The organism is Pseudonocardia ailaonensis, from assembly GCF_039531635.1.
GTDB classification, from domain to species: domain Bacteria; phylum Actinomycetota; class Actinomycetes; order Mycobacteriales; family Pseudonocardiaceae; genus Pseudonocardia; species Pseudonocardia ailaonensis.
The window spans coordinates 226738-245116 of the sequence record NZ_BAAAQK010000012.1 but is presented as its reverse complement, the minus strand read 5'-3'; the positions used below and the strand labels follow the sequence as shown (position 1 = coordinate 245116).

The 18379-nt window shown below is 74.4% G+C and carries 19 protein-coding genes and 1 pseudogene; 12 read left to right on the top strand and 8 right to left on the bottom strand.

What is annotated here, in order from left to right:
* Positions 1-85: 85 nt before the first annotated feature.
* Complete coding sequence (locus ABD324_RS19690; RefSeq protein WP_344418906.1) at positions 86-940, top strand: LysR family transcriptional regulator; 855 nt, start codon at positions 86-88, stop codon at positions 938-940.
* Positions 941-966: 26 nt separating this feature from the next.
* Here ABD324_RS19690 and ABD324_RS19685 read toward each other — a convergent pair whose 3' ends face one another.
* Positions 967-1413, bottom strand: coding sequence for an anthrone oxygenase family protein (locus ABD324_RS19685; protein ID WP_344418903.1), 447 nt, complete (start codon positions 1411-1413; stop codon positions 967-969).
* A gap of 163 nt (positions 1414-1576) precedes the next feature.
* Between ABD324_RS19685 and ABD324_RS19680 the strand changes: the two genes are divergently transcribed.
* Positions 1577-2263 (top strand): TetR/AcrR family transcriptional regulator, encoded by a 687-nt coding sequence (locus ABD324_RS19680; protein ID WP_344418900.1) that lies wholly within the window; start codon positions 1577-1579, stop codon positions 2261-2263.
* On the opposite strand, the gene ABD324_RS19675 is transcribed toward ABD324_RS19680, so the two are convergent.
* Together ABD324_RS19675 and ABD324_RS19670 are read right to left on the bottom strand one after the other, a co-directional pair.
* Positions 2260-2970: a hypothetical protein gene (locus tag ABD324_RS19675; RefSeq protein WP_344418897.1), complete on the bottom strand. Its 711-nt coding sequence runs from the start codon at positions 2968-2970 to the stop codon at positions 2260-2262. The two genes, ABD324_RS19680 and ABD324_RS19675, sit on opposite strands and share 4 nt — an antisense overlap.
* On the bottom strand, positions 2963-3598 hold the full coding sequence (locus tag ABD324_RS19670) for an RNA polymerase sigma factor (protein WP_344418894.1): 636 nt from the start codon (positions 3596-3598) through the stop codon (positions 2963-2965). The genes ABD324_RS19675 and ABD324_RS19670 overlap by 8 nt, the downstream gene beginning before the upstream one ends.
* Positions 3599-3869: 271 nt before the next feature.
* Here ABD324_RS19670 and ABD324_RS19665 point away from each other — a divergent pair, with 271 nt between their 5' ends.
* Positions 3870-4043 carry a hypothetical protein gene (locus ABD324_RS19665; RefSeq protein WP_344418891.1) on the top strand — a complete coding sequence of 58 codons (174 nt, stop codon included), beginning with the start codon at positions 3870-3872 and terminating at the stop codon, positions 4041-4043.
* A gap of 268 nt (positions 4044-4311) precedes the next feature.
* Positions 4312-5223, top strand: coding sequence for a polyphosphate kinase 2 (gene ppk2 / locus ABD324_RS19660; protein WP_344418888.1), 912 nt, complete (start codon positions 4312-4314; stop codon positions 5221-5223).
* Between the two features lie 120 nt (positions 5224-5343).
* Here the strand turns inward: ppk2 (ABD324_RS19660) and ABD324_RS19655 are convergent, their stop codons facing one another.
* Positions 5344-6198, bottom strand: a complete 855-nt coding sequence (locus ABD324_RS19655; RefSeq protein WP_344418885.1) for a hypothetical protein — start codon at positions 6196-6198, stop codon at positions 5344-5346.
* A gap of 158 nt (positions 6199-6356) precedes the next feature.
* On the opposite strand from ABD324_RS19655, the gene ABD324_RS19650 reads away from it, so the two are divergent.
* Together ABD324_RS19650 and ABD324_RS19645 are read left to right on the top strand one after the other, a co-directional pair.
* Positions 6357-8396 carry a sensor histidine kinase gene (locus ABD324_RS19650; protein ID WP_344418883.1) on the top strand — a complete coding sequence of 680 codons (2040 nt, stop codon included), beginning with the start codon at positions 6357-6359 and terminating at the stop codon, positions 8394-8396.
* On the top strand, positions 8384-9025 hold the full coding sequence (locus ABD324_RS19645) for a LuxR C-terminal-related transcriptional regulator (protein WP_344418881.1): 642 nt from the start codon (positions 8384-8386) through the stop codon (positions 9023-9025). The genes ABD324_RS19650 and ABD324_RS19645 overlap by 13 nt, the downstream gene beginning before the upstream one ends.
* Before the next feature lie 12 nt (positions 9026-9037).
* On the opposite strand, the gene ABD324_RS19640 is transcribed toward ABD324_RS19645, so the two are convergent.
* The 3 genes and pseudogenes from ABD324_RS19640 to mgrA form a co-directional block, all read right to left on the bottom strand.
* Positions 9038-10690, bottom strand: coding sequence for an alpha-keto acid decarboxylase family protein (locus ABD324_RS19640; RefSeq protein ID WP_344418879.1), 1653 nt, complete (start codon positions 10688-10690; stop codon positions 9038-9040).
* 142 nt (positions 10691-10832) lie between these two features.
* Positions 10833-10988 carry a hypothetical protein gene (locus tag ABD324_RS19635; RefSeq protein WP_344418877.1) on the bottom strand — a complete coding sequence of 52 codons (156 nt, stop codon included), beginning with the start codon at positions 10986-10988 and terminating at the stop codon, positions 10833-10835.
* A gap of 94 nt (positions 10989-11082) precedes the next feature.
* Positions 11083-12130 (bottom strand): annotated as a pseudogene (gene mgrA, locus ABD324_RS19630) (L-glyceraldehyde 3-phosphate reductase).
* Positions 12131-12172: 42 nt separating this feature from the next.
* Here mgrA and ABD324_RS19625 point away from each other — a divergent pair.
* From ABD324_RS19625 to ABD324_RS19610, 4 genes are all read left to right on the top strand, one after another.
* Positions 12173-12883, top strand: coding sequence for a M24 family metallopeptidase (locus ABD324_RS19625; RefSeq protein WP_344418875.1), 711 nt, complete (start codon positions 12173-12175; stop codon positions 12881-12883).
* A gap of 51 nt (positions 12884-12934) precedes the next feature.
* The gene (locus ABD324_RS19620) at positions 12935-13468 is read left to right on the top strand and encodes a hypothetical protein (RefSeq protein WP_344418874.1); all 534 of its coding nucleotides are present in this window, start codon (positions 12935-12937) and stop codon (positions 13466-13468) included.
* An 84-nt stretch (positions 13469-13552) separates the two neighbouring features.
* Positions 13553-13876, top strand: coding sequence for a nuclear transport factor 2 family protein (locus tag ABD324_RS19615; protein WP_344418873.1), 324 nt, complete (start codon positions 13553-13555; stop codon positions 13874-13876).
* A gap of 26 nt (positions 13877-13902) precedes the next feature.
* Entirely contained in the window at positions 13903-14718 is an 816-nt protein-coding gene (locus ABD324_RS19610) for a MerR family transcriptional regulator (RefSeq protein ID WP_344418871.1), read from the top strand.
* A gap of 202 nt (positions 14719-14920) precedes the next feature.
* On the opposite strand, the gene ABD324_RS19605 is transcribed toward ABD324_RS19610, so the two are convergent.
* Positions 14921-15448 (bottom strand): DUF1097 domain-containing protein, encoded by a 528-nt coding sequence (locus ABD324_RS19605; RefSeq protein ID WP_344418869.1) that lies wholly within the window; start codon positions 15446-15448, stop codon positions 14921-14923.
* 261 nt (positions 15449-15709) lie between these two features.
* Here ABD324_RS19605 and ABD324_RS19600 point away from each other — a divergent pair, with 261 nt between their 5' ends.
* Together ABD324_RS19600 and ppk2 (ABD324_RS19595) are read left to right on the top strand one after the other, a co-directional pair.
* Positions 15710-17353: a SulP family inorganic anion transporter gene (locus tag ABD324_RS19600; protein WP_344418867.1), complete on the top strand. Its 1644-nt coding sequence runs from the start codon at positions 15710-15712 to the stop codon at positions 17351-17353.
* On the top strand, positions 17353-18162 hold the full coding sequence (ppk2, locus tag ABD324_RS19595; protein WP_344418865.1) for a polyphosphate kinase 2: 810 nt from the start codon (positions 17353-17355) through the stop codon (positions 18160-18162). Before ABD324_RS19600 ends, ppk2 (ABD324_RS19595) begins: the two co-directional genes overlap by 1 nt.
* Positions 18163-18379 lie beyond the last annotated feature (217 nt).

Below are 18379 nucleotides of genomic sequence, written 5' to 3'. Positions count from 1 at the left end.
TGACATCCGGGTCCGCCCGGCGTCCAACTCCGCGATCCGATCACTTTCGATAGAGAAGCCCGATCGATCGTGCTTCGATCAGGCCGTGAACCGGGTGCTGGACGTCGTCGCGCTGCGCAGCCTGGTCGCCGTGGCGGACTGCGGCGGCTTCCATCGCGCGGCCGCATCCCTGCACGTCAGCCAGCCGACGGTGAGCCATCACGTGCGCCGCCTGGAGGCCGTCTGCGGGCAGCCGCTGGTGCGCCGGGAGGGCCGGGTCTCGCGGTTCACCCCTGCCGGCGAGACGCTCGTCGTCCAGGCCCGCAGGATCCTCGCGCTGCACGACGAGACGCTCCACACACTCGCCACCGGGCCTGCCGGGCCCGATCCGGAGCTCGTCGTCGGCTCCACCGAGCACGCGGCGGACCAGCTGCTCCCCCGGCTGACGCCGGCGCTGGGCGGGCGGGTGCGCTACCGGCTCGACCGCGGCTCGAACCTGCGCGCGGCCCTGGACCGCGGCGACATCGACCTCGCGCTGCTGATGGGTCCGGCCCCGGACGAGCGCTCCGCCGACGCCGGGCTGCTCGACGTGCACTGGTACGCGGCCCCGGGCTGGTCGGTCCCCACCGGCGGCGCGGTGCCGCTCGTCGCGCTCGACGAGCCCTGCGCGCTGCGGGACCGGGCCCTGGCCACGCTCGCGAAGGCGGAGCGGCAGGTCACCGTGGCCTGTGAGGCCGCCTACCTCGCCGGGGTGCTCGCGGCCGCCCGCGCGGGGCTCGGCGTCGCCCTGCTCGCCACCATGGGCCACGCGCCCGAGGGCCTGGTGCGCCGGGACGACCTGCCCCTCCCCGAGCCGCTCACGATGTCCGTCCGCAGCCGCCGCGGGTTCGGACGGCGCCGGCTCACCGAGGCCGCGTCCGCCGTCTCCGCACTGCTCGCCCCGGTCCCCGAGAGCGCCTGACCCCGGTCCGGCGTCGGCCCGGGTCCTCAGCGCGCCCCGGCCACCGCGAGCAGCACGAACGCCGCGACGATCACTGACACCCGCAGGTGGTGCAGCCGGTCCCAGCGGCGCACCTGCTCCTTCCAGTCCGCCGGCGGCTCCCCCGCGGCCCAGGTCCGCACCCGGTCGTTGATCGGCACCAGCAGCGTGACCGACATCAGCACGCTGACGACGAGCAGCGCGGCCGCGAGGATCACCAGCGGTGCCGCGGCGCCGCCCCACGCGAGCGCCGCCCATCCCGCCGCGAGCAGCAGCGACCCGATGTACCAGAAGGGCATCACCCGGCCCAGCAGCTGCGCGCCGGCGGTGCGGCCCCGCAGGCCGCCGTCCCCCGGCAGGCCGGCGAAGATCGGGTTGACGAAGGCCGCCACGGCGAACTCCACCCCCACCAGCAGCCCGACCACCACGACGGTCACGATCCCCAACACGAGCATCCCCATCTCCTCCTCCGTGCACGACGACCCCCGCCGAGATGAACCTCAGGGCGATCGCGACCATGATCGAATCGCTCTGACGTTCATCTCGGCCGCTTCGGGCGGAACGCTAGCAACGCTAGATTGTCGGCGCTCGATTGTCTAGCACTGCTAGAGTCGACGCATGGCCGCTCAGGATCGCAAGGAACGGGACCGCGCGGAGCGGCACCGGCTGATCGTCACCACCGCCCGCGCGCTGGCCGAGGCCGAGGGCTGGGAGGCCGTCACCACCCGGAAGCTCGCCGAGCGCATCGAGTACAGCCAGCCCGTGCTCTACAGCCACTTCCGCGGGGGCAAGGACGAGATCGTCGGCGCCGTGGCCCTGGAGGGGTTCGCGGAGCTGGCAGCCGAGCTGCGCGCGGCCGGCCCGGCCGCGGGTCGCGGGACACCGCAAGCGCCGCCCGGCGGGGAGCCCCGGGCGGTGCTCGCGGCGGTGGCGACGGCCTACCTGGCGTTCGCCGCGCGGTCACCGGCGGTATACGACGCGATGTTCCGGCTGGACACACCGCTCGCCTTCGCCTCGGACGACACCCCGGCCCCGCTCCGGGAGGGGTTCGAGGCCATCCTCGGCGCGGTCGCACCGCTGGCGGGCGACGCCGACCCGGGGACCCTCACCGAGGTGGTGTGGGCCACCCTGCACGGGCTGGTGACCCTCACCCGCGCCGGCCGGCTCCTCCCGGAGCAGGCCGCCGCGCGCCTGACCGTCCTCGTCGACCGGATCGGCCGGGAGAACCGCCCGCACAGCGGCTGGGACAACAGCGCCGGCAACGGCTTCGGCAACGGCCCGGACAACGGCTCGGACAACGGCTAGGAGTTCTTGCGCTCCAGCATCTTCTTGACCTGGCCGGGCGCGTCCGAGCGGCCGTGGCCCCGGTCCGAGTCGAGCGCGTCGAGCAGCGACCGGTAGGCCGTGACCTCCTCGCGGCAGTCCTGCTCGGCGTGAGCCTGCCCGAGCCGGCCGACGTCGGAGCACATCCGGGACGCGATGTCGCGGCCGTGGGTGGGGCCCGCGCCCGCGCCGGGCGCCGGCGTGACCTGCGCGGTCGGCTGGACGGCCGCCGACAGGGCCGCACGAGCCGCCCCCACCGCACCGGCCGTGTTGTCCGCCGCGCCCGACCACGTGGGCGCCTCCGCGAACCCGGGCGCCGCCGCCCGCGCGTCGCCCGGCGCGGCCGAGTTCGTCGCAGCCAGGGCCAGCCCGCCGCTCGCGGTGCCGACCAGGGCGAGCGTCGCCACGATCGTCTTGGCCGCCATCAGGTCCGACGCGCGGCCGACGAGCCCCCGCAGGGTCCGCCGGGCCGGGTCGGCGCGGGCCGAGGCGGCCGCGGTGAACGCCGCGACCGCGGCCGGTTCGCCGCCCAGCTCGTTGCGGTGGGCCGGGGCCGCGGCCGCGCTCAGCAGCCGGCGGATGTCCGTGGGCCCGGCGCCGCCGTCGAGCAGCAGCTCCGCGTCGGTGGCACTGACCCACCGGCGCGTCCCGCCCCGCTGGGTGGGAACGAAGAACCCCCCGTCACGCATCGGCGCGCCTCCCCCGTGTCCGGTACTCACCCTGGTTCTGCTCTTCCAACCGCTCGGCGAGCCGCCGCAGCCCGCGGTGCGCGGCGACCCGCACGGTGCCGGGGCGCTTGCCCAGCACCTGCGCCGCCGTGGCCACGTCGAGCCCGACCACCGCGCGCAGCAGGACCGCCTCCGCCTCGGTCTGCGGCAGCGCGAGGATCAGGTCGAGCGCCCAGCGGGTCTCCATCGAGTCCAGCAGGGCCCGGTCCGCCTCGTAGCCGACGGGCAGCGGCGCGAGCTCGGCGAGCTCCGACGGCCCGGCCGGCTGGGCCGGCCGCCGGGAACGCGCCCGGGCCGAGTCCATGGCCCGGTTGCGGCAGATCGTCGTGGCCCAGCCGCGGAACCCGTCGTAGTCACCGGAGAAGCGGTGCAGGTCCTTCGCCACGTGCAGCCAGGTCTCGGCGGTCACGTCCTCGGCATCGGCGCCGACCAGCGCGGTCGCGTAGCGCAGCAGCCGCGGCTGGAGGTCGCGGTAGAGCATGACGAAGGCCCATTCGTCTCCGGCCCTGGCCGCGGTCAGCGCGTCGGCGAGCAGGTCGTGCTCACCCGTGCCGCTGGGCGGCGCGGGCAGGCTGGCGAGAGCGGGCACTCGTCCTCCACGTCGGATCCGTGACGGGCCGGACGTCGGGGGGCGTCTCCGCCCGACCCGTCACGCCCTCAGCGCCCCGTCCGAGGCGGCCGTTACAGCGGGAAGCCGTCTCGTCAGGATTACCGACGAATGCCCGCAGCGATGCCGCCGGACGGCCCAACGACCCTGGATCGCGCGAAGAGGTGTGGCCGAAACCGCCAGCGCGGGAACCCGCACGCGGCTATCGTCGAGACCGACCCTTCAAGCGCTTTAAGAACTCGGAGAGAGAACCATGACCGATCTCGTCCGCACCCGCCTGCGGCGCCTGCACGACGAGTACGCGGCGGCCGCCAACCGCGCCGTCGCCGAGGGCCGCGAGGACCTCCTGACCCAGCTCGTCGCCGACTACCCGGACGCGGCCCTGCGCGTGATGACCACCGGGGACACCCACCCCACCCCCTGCTGACCCGTGATCATCAGGACCTCACCGCCCCTCCGCAGTGATCATCAGGGCGTCACCGTCGACATTCCATGATCATTCGACAGTGGCGCCCTGATGATCTCCACGGGCGATGATCACCAGGGCCTGACCGCGAGCCCACCGACCACCCCGGTGATCACCAGGACCTCACCGCACACCGACGGGCTGGCCCGCCCCCTCCCGCCCCGCGCACTCCTCCCCCGCGACGGCCCCCGTTCATCTTCCCGTCGCCCGCCCGGGCGAGGGTGATGCCATGAGCGCGACCGACCAGCCTGCCTTCACCGTCGAGGACTCCGACGACGACGATCCGGTGCTGATCTCCGGCGACGGCCTCCCGGTGGACACCTGGCGCGAGGGCTACCCGTACGAGGACCGGCTGACCCGCGACGAGTACGACCGCGTCAAGCGGCTCCTGCAGATCGAGCTGCTCAAGCTGCAGAACGAGATCAAGGCGCGCGGCGAGCGGCTCGTCATCCTGTTCGAGGGCCGGGACGCCGCGGGCAAGGGCGGCACGATCAAGCGGTTCACCGAGCACCTGAACCCGCGCGGCGCCCGCGTCATCGCGCTGGAGAAGCCGACGGACCGCGAGCGGACCCAGTGGTACTTCCAGCGCTACGTGGCGCACCTGCCCGCGGCCGGCGAGATCGTCCTGTTCGACCGCAGCTGGTACAACCGCGCGGGCGTCGAGCGGGTCATGGGCTTCGCGGAGCCCCGCGAGTACATGGAGTTCCTCCGCGCGGCGCCGGAGTTCGAGCGGATGCTGGTGCGCAGCGGGATCCGCCTGGTCAAGCTGTGGTTCTCGGTGTCGCAGAACGAGCAGCGGACGCGCTTCACCATCCGCCAGGTCGACCCGGTGCGGCAGTGGAAGCTCAGCCCGATGGACCTCGCGTCGCTCGACCGCTGGGACGACTACACCGAGGCCAAGGAGGCGATGTTCTTCTACACCGACACCGCCGACGCCCCCTGGACCGTGATCAAGAGCAACGACAAGAAGCGCGCCCGCCTCGAGGCGATGCGCCACGTCCTGCGCCTGTTCGACTACCCGAACAAGGACCTGTCGGTCGCCACGGACCCGGACCCCCGGATCGTCGGCCCGGCCTCGGAGATCTTCGAGGCCGGCGAGCGCAGCGGCCACTTCCCGCCCCTCGCCGGCCACGGCCACTGACCCCGTGAGTGGCAATCGTCGTCCTGGCGACGATCGCCGCTCACGAGGGGTTAACGAGGAGGCGCGGGCCTGCGAGTCCGGTGCAGGCGACATGCACCGGAGGTCGGCATGCCCGGTCCCTCACGAGACGGTGAAGGCGGCGCTGGTGGAGCCCGCGAAGGTCGGCGGTGTGCCGAGCACCGCGCTGACCAGGTAGTTCCCCGGCTTCAGGGTCGCCACGGCGTACGCGGGACCGGGGCCCGACGGCAGGGCACCGGCAGCGACGTCCGCCACCTGCTCGATGTCCGTGCCGGAGTCGACCTGCTGTGGCGTGGCGCTCTGCCCGTCCTTCACCCGGGCGACGAGCAGCACGAACCCGGCCTTCCCGGGATCACCGGCGTTGGTGAACCGGACGGCGACCGGGCCCGGCTTCAGCGCCGCGGTGACCGGTCCGAGGGTGCCGCCGTCGTTGGTGACGTCGAGGGTCTGGAAGCCGCACGAGTCGTGGACCCACTGGTCGAGGGTGTTGGTGGCCGCCGAGCTCTGCGGGTCGGACCCGTCGAGGGGCTTTCCCTGCTGGGCCTGCGCCAGCTGGTCGGCGTAGACCTTCAGCGGGGCGGCCAGCGAGTCGGGGGCGTTGCGCTGCACGGTCGCGAGGGGTCCGGCGACGGTGGCGGCCCAGGCCTTCATCTCGTCCGCGGAGGGTGTGGGGCCGTCCGGGTCCGCGCCCGGCGGGAGGCTGGAGTCGAGCTGCACCTGGGCGGTACACGCGGCGGCGGTGTCCTTCCCGCCGCCGGGGCCGGCGGCGGCCGCGGCGGCGGGTGCGGCGCTCGCGGGCGCGGCGCCCCCACCGGGAGCAGCGGTGGAGCACCCGGCGAGCGCGGTGGCGGCCGCGACGGCCACGGCACCGATCACCGCGGCCCGGCGCCGGCCGGGCATGGGACGGGCGCCGTCGGAGGGCGCGGGAACGGGACGGGGCGAAGGCGAAGTCGTCATGCCGGAAAGCCTCGCGACCGCGGCGCCCCGACACCTCCGTGCGACCACGGCTCTGTGTCTCCGTGCGGCCACGGCCCCGGGCCTGCGTGCCTGCCCCGCCACCGCCCTCCGTGCCAGCACGGGTCCGCCGCCGCACCGGGGGTCCTAGCGTGACCGCCATGTCCCGGACGTCCCCCTCGCCCCGGCCGGTGCCGACCCGCCCGCGACGGCGCCCGGCCCGGGAGACCTGGCCGCGGACGGCCACGCTCGCGATCGTCGCCGCCGCCCTGGCCGCCACGGCCTGGTGCGTCGTCCTGCTGGTCCGCTACCCCGCGCTCGGGATCGCGGACACGGTCGTGATCATGCTGATCGGGCTTCCCGCCCTCGCGATGGGCCTGCTCATCGGCCTGCGCCGCCCGCGCAACGCCGTGGCTCCCCTGCTGTCCCTGGTCGGCGCCGTGCTGATCGTCGTCGTCGGGCTCGGCGACGAGCAGACCGCCGTGACCGTCACGCACCCGGAGACCGGCGCGGTGTCCGGCTGGGGTGCGGCGCTCGCCCAGGGCTCGTGGATGCTGCTCTACCTCCCGACGGCGCTGCTCCTGCTCGTCTTCCCGACCGGCCGGTTCGCCGGCCGGGCCTCGCGCCGGGTCGGGATCGCCCTGGTCGCGGTCGCCGCGGTGTTCCTCGTGATCGCCGGGGGCCCCGAGGAGGGTTTCGATCCGCCGCTGCAGGACGTGCCGCCGCCTTACCATCTGCCGTTCGGCTTCCACCTCGTCAGCGCCGCGCTGCCCGTCGTGTTCCTGCTGCTGTTGATCGCCAGCGCGCTCTCCATGATCGTGCGCCACCGGCGGGCCGCCGATCCGGTCGTGCGCGCCCAGCTGCGCTGGTTCGCTCTCGGCTCGCTGATCCTGCCGCTCACCCTGCTCCTCTGCTGGCTGTCGTACCTCCTGTTGGGCACGGCCGACCTGGTGATGCTCGGGCTCGGGCTCGGCGCGATCGCCGTCCCTGCCGCGACCGGGATCGCGCTGCTGCGCCACGACCTGTACGACGTCGATCGCGCCTTCAGCGTCGCCGTCACGTACTCCCTGGTCAGTGGCGTGCTCCTGACGATCTTCGCGGTGGCGTCGGCGGCGGGAGGGGCGGTCCTGGGCCGCGGTTCCGCGATCGCCGCCACGGCGGCGTGCGCGGTGGCGTTGGCCCCCTTGCGCCGCCGCCTCTCCGAGCAGGTCGACCGGCGCCTCTACCCGCTGCGCCAGGGGGTCCGCGCGGCCCTGGCCCGGCTGCGCACCCGGATCGACGACGGCCTGGCCCGCCCCGAGGACCTCGTCCCGACCCTGCGGGCGGCCCTGCGCGATCCCGGGCTGCGGATCGGCTACGTCCTGCCCGGCCGTCCCGGCCTGGTCGACGAGCGGTGCGCGCCGCTCGCCGTGACCGGCCGGGAGCTGCCGGTGCAGCTCGGCGGCACCCACGTCGGTTCGCTGCTGCCCGACGCCACACCCGCCCCGCGTGAGCTGCTGCGCGAGACCGCCGCGGAGTCCGCGCTGCTCGTCGAGCTGATCCGGTCCCGGCTCGAGATCACCGAGGCGCTGCGCGAGGTCGCGGACTCCCGCGCCCGGCTGCTGCAGGCCGGCTACCGCGAGCGCCGCCGCCTCGAACGGAACCTCCACGACGGCGCCCAGCAGCGGCTCGTGTCGCTCGGCATGGCCATCCGGGTGGCCCAGCGCCGCCTGGCCACCGGATCCACACAGGACATGGACCAGATCGACGGCCTCCTCGACCAGGCCGTCGCCGAGCTCGGCACCGCGGTGGCCGAGCTGCGCACCATCGCCCAGGGCCTGCGCCCCGCCGACCTCGACGCCGGCCTCGGCCCCGCCATCCGCTCCCTCACCATGAGCATGCCGATCCCGGTGCGGCTCGCGGTCTGCGAGGAGCAGGTGCCCGACGAGGTCGCCACCACCGCCTACTACGTGGCGAGCGAGGCGCTGGCCAACGTCGTCAAGCACTCCGGGGCCGGCAACGTCGACGTCAGCGTGGCCCGGCGCGAGGGCGAGGTCGTCGTCCGGATCGTCGACGACGGGCGCGGCGGCGCCACCGCCCGCCCCGGTTCGGGCCTGGCCGGGCTGGTGGACCGGGTGGCCGCGGCCGGCGGCCGGTTCGCCGTCGGTCCCGGGGACCGTGCCGGCACCGCGGTGGAGGCCGTGCTCCCGTGCGTACCGTGATCGCCGAGGACAGCGTCCTGTTCCGCGAGGGCCTGGCCCGGCTCCTGGAGGACGCCGGGCACGAGGTCGTCGCCCGCGTCGGCGACGCTCCCGGCCTGGTCGCGGCCGTCGCGAAGACCCGGCCGGACCTCGCCGTCGTCGACATCCACATGCCGCCGCACGAGGGCGGCGACGGCGCCCGGGCGGCCCGCTCGCTGCGGATGGACCATCCCGGCCTGGGGATCGTGCTGCTCTCCCAGCACGTCGAGACCACCGCGACCGTCGACCTGGTCGGCGGGGGCGGCTTCGGCTACCTGCTCAAGGACCGGGTGTTCGACGTCGAGGAGTTCCTGGAGTCGCTGCGCCGCGTGGCGGGCGGCGGATCGGCCCTGGATCCCGAGGTCGTCGCGCGGCTGATCGGGCACCGGCGCACCGAGGACCCCCTCGAACGGCTCACCGCCCGGGAGCGCGAGGTGCTGGCGCTGATGGCGGAGGGCCGCACCAACCGCGGGATCGCCCGGCGGCTCTTCCTCACCGACCGCACCGTGGAGACGCACGTCACCAACATCATGGCCAAGCTCGGCCTGGCCGACGGCGTGGAGGACCATCGCCGCGTCCTCGCCGTGGTGACCTACCTCGGCGGCCGCTGAGCCGGACCGGCGTCAGCGGGGGCCCAGCGCCCGGGTGAGGGTGTCCAGCAGCTCGGGCACGTCGTCGCGCGGCACCACCGCCTGGACCAGCGTGAAGCCGTCCGGTCCGGCACCGGCGAGTGCCGCCCGCAGCTCCCCGACGGTCTCCGCCCGCACCGCTGTGGCGGCCGGGACGCCGAAGAGGGCGGGCAGCGTCGTCCAGTCCCAGCGCGCGATGTCGTTGTACGGCTCGTCCGGGCCGTGAATCGCGCGCTCGACCGTGTAGCCGTCGTTGTCCACCACGACCACGAGGGCCGGCACCCCCAGGCGCAGCACCGTCGAGAGCTCCTGGACGGTCATCTGCGCCGCGCCGTCGCCGATCAGCAGCACCCCGCGGCGCAGCGGATCGGCGGTGCAGGCCCCGAGCAGCGCGGGGAGCGTGTACCCGATCGACGCCCACAGCGGCTGCCCCACGAACGTGACGCCGGCCGGCAGCCGGTGCGGCGTCATCCCGTAGAAGGCGGTGCCCTGGTCCGCCAGGACCACGTCGCCCGCCCGCAGGCTCGCCGCGACCTCCCGCCACAGCGACTCCTGCCCGAGGGACTGCTCCGGCGGCGCGGCGGGCAGCGGGTCGGCGGGCGACGGTTCGGGCAGCGGCCCGGTCTCCAGCTCGGCCAGCAGGCCCTCCAGCGCACCGAGCGCGGCGGGCAGCTCCACCGGCGCGAAGGTCGCCGCACCCACGCTGGCCGAGCCCGCCCCGAGCTCGATGGTGCGCGAGCGGGTGATCCGCTGGCTGAACAGCCCGCTGTTGAGGTCCGTGAACTGCACGCCCGCGAGGATCAGCGCGGCGGCGTCCTCGATCACCCGCCGCGTCTGCTCGGTGCTGCCGGCCGCACCGGAGTAGGTGCCGGCGAACCCGGGCGCCGTCTCGTCGACCAGGCTCTTCGCCCAGGGTGTCGTCGCGTGGGGAACCCCGGCGGCCAGCAGCTTGGCCAGCCGCCCGGCCGCGTCGAACCGGTGGACCAGCAGCCCGGCGAGCACGCCGACGTCGGCCAGGGTGCCGGCGTGGGCGAGCAGCCGGCGGGCGGCCTCGGTGAACTCGACGAGCGCCTCCGGGTCGGTGCCGTCGACCGCGAGCGGGAGCGGCCCGGCGGCGCGCTCGACGGGCACCTCGGCCACGTCCGCGGGCATCAGCAGGTAGCCGGGCAGCCGCCGGTCGCGCACCTCGACGAGCACCCGGTCGATCTCCGCGACGGCGTTGTCCGGGGTCAGGCACGCGCGGGCGCAGGTGATGTCCGCATGGGCGGCCACGAAGTGCCCGAACTCCCCGTCGCCCAGGGTGTGGTGCAGGGGCCGGTGCAAGGCCTGCTTCGCCAGCGCCGGGGCGCCGACGACGTGCACCACCGGCACGTGCTCGGCATAGCTCCCGGCCACGGCGTTGAGCGCGGACAGCTCACCCACGCCGAAGGTGGTGCAGAGCGCGCCGGCGCCACGAAGCCGGCCGTAGCCGTCCGCGGCGTAGCCGGCGTTCAGCTCGTTGGTACAGCCCGTCCACCGCACCGACGGATGGTGGACGACATGGTCGAGCAGCCCGAGGCTGTAGTCGCCCGGCACCCCGAAGATGCGGTCCACCCCCAGCTCGGCCAGCCGGTCGACGAGGTGGTCCGCGACGGTGTAGCCGGACATGTCTTCCTCCGGGGTGTCGGCATGCCTCGCCCGACCCTGGCCCTTCCCGGCCCCGCGGACATCGTCAGGACGGGGGAAGTGTCCGGTCCCCACCGGTTCGCGCCGGGGCGGGACGGGTGCCCCACCCGTCCCGCCCCCGGCGTCAGAACCAGACCTTGCGCCCGGCGACCGGCCGTCCCGTCCGCCCGAGGACCAGGAAGATCAGTCCGATGACGAGCAGGATCCCGCCGATGTAGTACAGCAGCGACAGGCCCGTGAGCAGGCCTATCACCAGCAGGATGAGACCGAGGATGATCATTCGACCGTCCTTCCGTAGGGGGAGTTCGTGACGATGGGTTACCCGGTCACGATCGGTCGAACCTCTCGTCGGGTGAGTGATCCCGACTCGTGACCTACAGCGACCCCTGCCGGGCCCCCCGCCAGAGGTCGACGTCCGCCACCCCACCGCCGAGCTGCTCCTCGATCGCGGCGATCTCGTCCTCGGCCAGGTCGGGGTTCTCGAGCATCGCGACGTTCTGCTCCAGCTGGGCCACCGACGACGCCCCGATCACCAGCGAGGTCACCCGCTCGTCGCGCAGCGCCCAGGCCAGCGCGAGCTGCGCCAGCGACTGCCCGCGGGCCCCCGCGATCGCGTTCAGCGCCCGCAGCCTGCCGAGCATCTCGTCCGTCAGCCACTCCCGGGAGAACGACGAGTCCTGCGTGGCCCGCGAGCCCTCCGGGATGCCGTCGAGGTAGCGCGCGGTGAGCAGCCCCTGGGCCAGCGCGGTGAAGCCGATGATCCCGAAACCCTCGTCCGCCGCGGCGTCGAGCAGGCCCTCGGTCTCGATCCAGCGATTGAGCATCGAGTACGAGGGCTGGTGGATCAGCAGCGGCGTGCCCAGCTCGCGCAGCAGCCGGGCCATCGCACGGGCGTCGTCCGCGGTGTAGGAGGAGATGCCGACGTAGTGCGCCTTGCCCGCGCGCACCGCCGCGTCGAGCGCGCTCGCGGTCTCCTCGAGCGGCGTGTCCGGGTCGAAACGGTGGTGGGTAGAAGATGTCGACGTGGTCCAGCCCGAGCCGGCGCAGCGACTGGTCCAGCGAGCTCAGCAGGTACTTCCGCGAGCCGCCGCCCTGACCGTAGGGACCGGGCCACATGTCCCAGCCCGCCTTGGTCGACACGACGAGCTCGTCCCGGTACCCGGCGAGGTCGCCGCCGAGCAGGCGTCCGGCGTTGACCTCCGCGGCGCCGTAGGGCGGGCCGTAGTTGTTCGCCAGGTCGAAGTGCGTGATGCCCAGGTCGAAGGCCCGCAGCGCGATCGCCCGCTGGGTGTCGAACGGGCGGTCGTCGCCGAAGTTGTGCCAGAAGCCCAGGGACAGCAGCGGCAGGTCCAGGCCCGAGCGACCGCTGCGCCGGTAGCGCATGGTGCCGTCGTAGCGCGCGGGATCGGGACGGTGGGTCATCGTTGCTCCTTGCTCGGGACCGGTCCGGCCTATCCTCACCCCATGGGCGCACCCGTGGACGAGGACACCCGGGCCCGCGAGCTCGTGGCGGCGGAGCGCAAGGCGGTCGCCCTGTTCGACGAGGTGGCGCGGCGCGGCATCATCGCGGCCGGCGAGTCCGAGCGCGTGGTGAGCGACCGCGTCCGCGACCTCGCGCACGAGCTGTTCGGGGTGGAACGGCACTGGCACAAGCGCGTGGTGCGGGCCGGCCCGCACACGCTGGCGCCGTACAAGGAGAACCCGCCGGACCGCGTGATCGAGCCGGACGACATCGTGTTCCTCGACCTCGGCCCGATCTTCACGGACTGGGAGGCGGACGTCGGGCGCACCTTCGTGCTCGGCGACGACCCGGTGAAGCAGCGCCTGCGCGACGACCTGCCCAGGATCTTCGCCGCCGGGCGCGCCCACTTCGACGCCCGTCCGGACATCTCCGGCGCGGAGCTGTACGCCCACGTCGTGGGCCTGGCCGAGGAGGCGGGCTGGGAGTTCGGCGGCGCGCACAGCGGGCACCTGGTCGGCGAGTTCCCCCACGAGCTGGTCGACGGCGAGCGGATCGACAGCTACATCGCTCCGGGAAGCAACCACCCGATGCGCCGGACGGACCCCTCCGGCAGGCGCTGTCACTGGATCCTCGAGGTCCATCTGGTGGACCGCGAGCGCGCGATCGGAGGTTTCCTCGAACAGCTGTTGACGCTGGACAGCAGCGAGGGGTAACAGCCGGTCGGGCCGCGGCGAGCCCCGGGTCATGCAGCACCGGGAGGGCTCGTGACCACGTCACCGGAGGACGAGCGCGCCCGGGCCGTCCCTCCCACCGTGCCCCTGCCCCGCCCGCGCAGGCTGCTGGTCCGCGCCGTGCCCGGCACGCCGGCGGAGTGGACGCAGGTCACCGGCCGGGTGTCCGGGCTGTTGCTCGCCTACGCCGACGTCGAGCGCCGCGGGGCCGAGCTCCCGGCGCCGCTGCGGCAGCGCGCCGCGCTGCGGGCCTGGGCGCGGGTCGCCCGCCCGGTCCGCGCGGCCGTCGGCGGCGCGGGGCCGGCCGCCCTCGAGGAGATCCCGCCGGCCGACCTGCGCACGCTCGACGCCACCGCCCGACTGCTCGGCCGCCACCTCTGCCGGATGCAGACCGAGGGCCCGGGCGCCACACCGGTCACGGCCGTCCTGGCGGTCGAGGCGGCGGTGTACGGCGTCCCCGCCGGTGAGCTCGTCGCGCAGCTCGCCCGGGTGCATGGCGTGCTCGACCTCGACGCCGGCCGCCCGTCGCTGGCCCGCACGATCTGGGAGGCCGGCTCGTTCGGCTGAGCACCCCGGAGCGGTGCGGGGCCACACCGCATGCCGGGCACGGGCGTTTGACCCTCGCCCCGGGGGAGGGTGGACGGTTCCTGCATGACCGACCTTCCCGCGCTGCTCGAACGCTATTTCGCCCTCGCCGCCACCGGTGACGACAAGGCCGCCTACCTCGCCCAGTTCACCCCCGACGCCGTCGTCCGCGACGACGGGAAGACCTACCGCGGCGTCGACGAGATCGCCGGATGGCGCACCGAGGTGCCGCTGGTGGCCTACGCCGTCCGCGAGGTCGTCCCGTCCGCCGACCGGTACCGCGCCCGCACGGAGATCTCCGGCGCCTTCGCGGGCAGCCCCGTGGAGCTGACCTTCGACTTCACAGTCGCCACGGACGGCCGGATCGCGGCCCTCACCATCGCCCCGTAGCGGGACCGTGGGCCATGCTGGAGACCGTGAGCCGCGAGATGACCATCGGCGACTTCGCCGTCCTCACGCACCTGAGCATCCGGACGCTGCGGAAGTACCACGAGGCCGGCCTGCTCGAGCCCGCCCACGTCGACCCGTTCAGCGGCTACCGGCGCTACACCGCCGAGCAGATCCCGACGGCCCAGGTCATCCACCGGTTCCGCCGGCTCGACATGCCGCTGAAGGAGATCCGGGAGGTGCTGGCCACCGAGGACCCGGCGGCCCGCGCCGCCCTGATCGCCGAGCACCTCGACCGGCTCGAACGGCGGCTCGACGAGACCCGGGCCGCGGTGCTCTCGCTGCGGCGGTTGCTCGCCCCCGCGGAGCCCGACGTCGTGTACCGCACCGAGCCGGAACGGGTCGTCACCGCCGTGGAGGCCGCCCGGGTCGCCCTCGACGACTCCCTCCGCTGGTACTCCGAGGCGATGACCGCCCTCGACGCGGCGGTCGCGGCAGCCGGGGCGCGGCCGACCGGGCCCCCGGGCGGCCGGTACGACAACGCCCTGTTCGCCGACGGCGCGGGGCACGCCACCGTGTTCGTCCCCACCGATCCGCCGGTCGACGCCGGACCGGTGCACGCCCTGACGCTCCCCGCCGGGGAGCTCGCCGTGACCGTCCATCCCGGACCCCACGACGACATCGACGTCACCTACGGCGCGCTGGGCCGCCACCTCGCCGAGCACGCCCTGACCGTCGCCGGCCCGGTCCACGAGACCTACCTCGTGGGCCCGCGGGACACCTCCGATCCGGCCGCGTGGCGCACCGAGATCGGCTGGCCGGTCTTCCGGACCGCCGCCCGGTGACGGGCGCCCCGTCGGCCGCGCCACGTTGACAGGGAGCGACCGCGGCGATCAACCTGACGTCGGCTGATCGCCGCGGTCCGTGCGCGTCACCGGTTCCGGGCCGGCAAGCATGGTGCCGGCGACGCGCGGGATGCGTGCCGAGGTGTGGCCCGGTGGCGTCGTCCGACCCCTGCGGTCGGGCGACCCACCGTCACCCCCGGGCTCAGGCGGCGACGGCCTCCGCCGGCGCCGCCGGGGCGGGCGCCACCAGCCTGCCGACGATCAGGCTGCTGCCGTAGCCGAACGCGCCGCCCACCAGGAACGACACCAGCATCACCGTGAACGGCCCGGTGGGCAGCGAGAAGTCCGTGCCCGAGGCACCGGTGAGCAGGCCGAACGCCACCGTCGTCGCGAACCCGAACACCGAGCCCGGCACGAACCCGAGCGCCGGCACGAGCGCGCCGAGGATGAACACCGCGGTCATCCCGCCGACCACCACCCCGGCCAGGACCGGGTTGGCCACGAGCCCGAGCAGGATCAGCGTGACGGTGCCGCAGACGATGCCCCAGACGGTGGCGGGCACGGACTTCACGAGCGCGGCGCGGTCACCGCCGGCGGCGAAGAAGCTCGCCGCGCCGATGAACGTGGCCGGGACCATCAGGCCCAGCCCCGCCAGCGGGCCGACGTACAGGTAGGTGATCACGGCGCCGATCACGCCGATCACCAGTGCGAGTGCCACGGGCAGCTTCATGTCTCCCTCGAATTCCTCTGGATGTGCATGCGGACGACGGTCCGCGACGGTCCGGACGGACGAGTGCAGAGTGGAGGTCGGCCGCGCGCAGCGGCAATGCGCCGCGGGCCTTGGTGACCGCATGTTTTCCGGTGGCAACCATCCGGAAATACAACGGCCCGCGACGCGGCCGGCCCGCCGCTGCGCCTCATGCCGGATTCACCGCGGCGTAACAGGATTCGGGCACCGCTACCCTGCGACGACGCGGAACGGGGGGCGGGAATGCAGATCATCGGCCGGGGCCTCGTGTTCCGCCGCGAGCGGCTGCTGCCGGACGTCCTCGCCGGAGCCACCCTCGCCGCGCTGGCGGTGCCGGAGGTGCTCGGCTACGCGCGGATCGCGGGCATGCCGGTGGAGACCGGGCTCTACACGCTGCTCGCGCCCGCGATCGTGTTCGCCCTGCTCGGGGCGTCCCGGCACCTCGTCGTCGGCGCGGACTCGGCCACCGCCGCGATGCTGGCCGCGGGGCTCGCCGGCCTGGCCGCCACCGGCAGCGAGCGGTACGTCGAGCTCGCCGGCACCACCGCGCTGGTCGTCGCCGCGCTGCTCGTCGTCGCCCGGTTGCTGCGGCTGGGGGCGCTGGCGAACTTCCTGTCCCGCACCGTGCTCGTCGGGTTCCTCACCGGCGTCGGCATCCAGGTGGCGGTCGGCCAGCTCCCCGAGATCCTCGGGATCGCCGCGGCGTCGCGGGACGTCCCCGAACGGCTGGTCCAGCTGGCCCGCGGGCTGTCCGGCACGGACCTCACCTCGCTCGCGATCGCGGCGGCCGTCGTGGTCGTGGTGCTCGCGCTGCGGCGGCTCGACCGGCGGATCCCCGGAGCGCTGATCGCGGTGGTGGCCGCGATCGTCGTCGCCGCGGTGACGGACCTCGGGGCCCCGGCCGTCGGGCATGTGCCGTCGGGCCTCCCCCGGCTCACGCTGCCCGGCCTCGCCCCGGACGACCTGCGCGCGGTGCTGCCGACCGCACTGTCCATGGTGGTCGTGATCCTCGCCCAGAGTGCCGCGACCGCGCGCGCCTACGCGGCCCGCTACGGCGAGCGCCCCGCGGTCGACACGGACGTCACCGGCCTCGCCGGCGCGAACCTCGCGAGCGCCCTGACCGGGACGTTCGTGGTCAACGGCAGCCCCACGAAGTCGCAGATGGTCGACTCGGCGGGCGGCCGCAGCCAGCTCGCCCCGCTGGCCGCGGCCGTGGTCACCGTGCTCGTCGTGCTGCTGCTGACCCCGCCGCTGGGGCTGCTGCCGCTCGCCGCGCTCGCCGCCGTGGTGTTCCTGATCGGCATCGAGCTGGTCGACGTGGCCGGGCTGCGCCGGCTCTGGCGGGTCCGCCGGGCGGAGTTCGTGGTGGCGGTGCTGACCGCGCTGGCCGTCGTCGGGTTCGGGGTGGAGCTCGGGATCGTCGTCGCCGTGGCCGCGTCGATCGCGGACCACCTGCGGCACAGCTACACCCCGCACAACGCGGTGCTGCGCAAGTCCGCGGAGGGCCACTGGCACTCGGAGCCGGTGGCCGCGGGCGCCCGGACGGTCGACGGCCTGGTCGTCTACCGGTTCGGCAGCGGCCTCTACTTCGCCAACGCCTCGCGCCTCGCGGACGACGTCACCACCCTGCTCTCGGCCGGCCCGCCGGTCCGCTGGTTCTGCCTCGACGCGGCGGCGGTCGGCGACGTCGACTACACCGCCGGCACCGTGCTGGAGACGGTCCGGGCGCGGCTCGCGGAGCGCGGCGTCCGGCTCGTGATCTCGAACGTCCTCGACCCGGTGCGGCGCGAGCTGGGACGCTACGGGATCACACCCGACGCGGTCTTCGACACCTCGGGTGAGGCACTACAGGCTTTCCAGCAGGGGCTCGAGAAGGGGGACGGGTAGTGGGCAAGAAGAGCAAGCGCTTCCCGAAGGACGTGTACGAGGCGGAGCTGCTGCGGTTGCAGGGCGAGCTCGTGCAGCTCCAGGAGTGGGTGAAGGCCACGCAGGCCCGCGTGGTGATCGTGTTCGAGGGCCGGGACGCGGCGGGCAAGGGCGGGGCGATCAAGCGGGTCGTCGAGCATCTCAATCCCCGCGTCGCGCGGATCGTGGCGCTGCCCGCGCCCACCGAGCGGCAGCGCACGCAGTGGTACTTCCAGCGCTACGTCGAGCACCTCCCGGCGGCCGGGGAGATCGTGCTGCTGGACCGCTCCTGGTACAACCGCGCCGGGGTCGAGCGGGTGATGGGCTTCTGCACCCCCCGCGAGTACACCCGGTTCCTGCGCCAGTGCCCGATCTTCGAGGAGCTGCTCGTGGAGGACGGGATCCTGCTGCGCAAGTACTGGTTCTCGGTCAGCCCGGACGAGCAGGAGAAGCGCTTCCGCGAGCGCATGGACAACCCGCTCAAGCAGTGGAAGCTCTCCCCCATGGACCTGGAGTCGATCACCCGCTGGGACGACTACTCCCAGGCCAAGGACGACATGCTGGTGCACACGGACACCGAGACGGCCCCGTGGACCATCGTCGAGTCCGAGGACAAGCGCCGCGCCCGGCTCAACATGATCGCCCACCTGCTCGGCAGCATCCCGTGGGAGCCGGTCGACCGCCCGACCTTCGCGATGCCGGACCGCGGGAAGGGCAAGGGCTACGTCCGCCCGCCCCGCGAGGTCGACCACGAGGCCCCCGACCACGCCGCGAGCCTGCTGAAGGGGTAGTGATCAGCGCTCCGGTGCTCCCCCGCATGCTCGATCTGCGTGGGAGCACGGAAGCGACGATCACCAGGCGCCGCGCCCCGGTGCCGCCGCAGGATCGTCGTTCCGGTGCGCTGACGCCTCGTCGCCCTGCCTGACGCCTCGTCGCCCTGCCTGACAGCGTCGCCCTGCCAGACAGCGTCGCCCTGCCAGACAGCGTCGCCCTGCCTGACAGCACCGG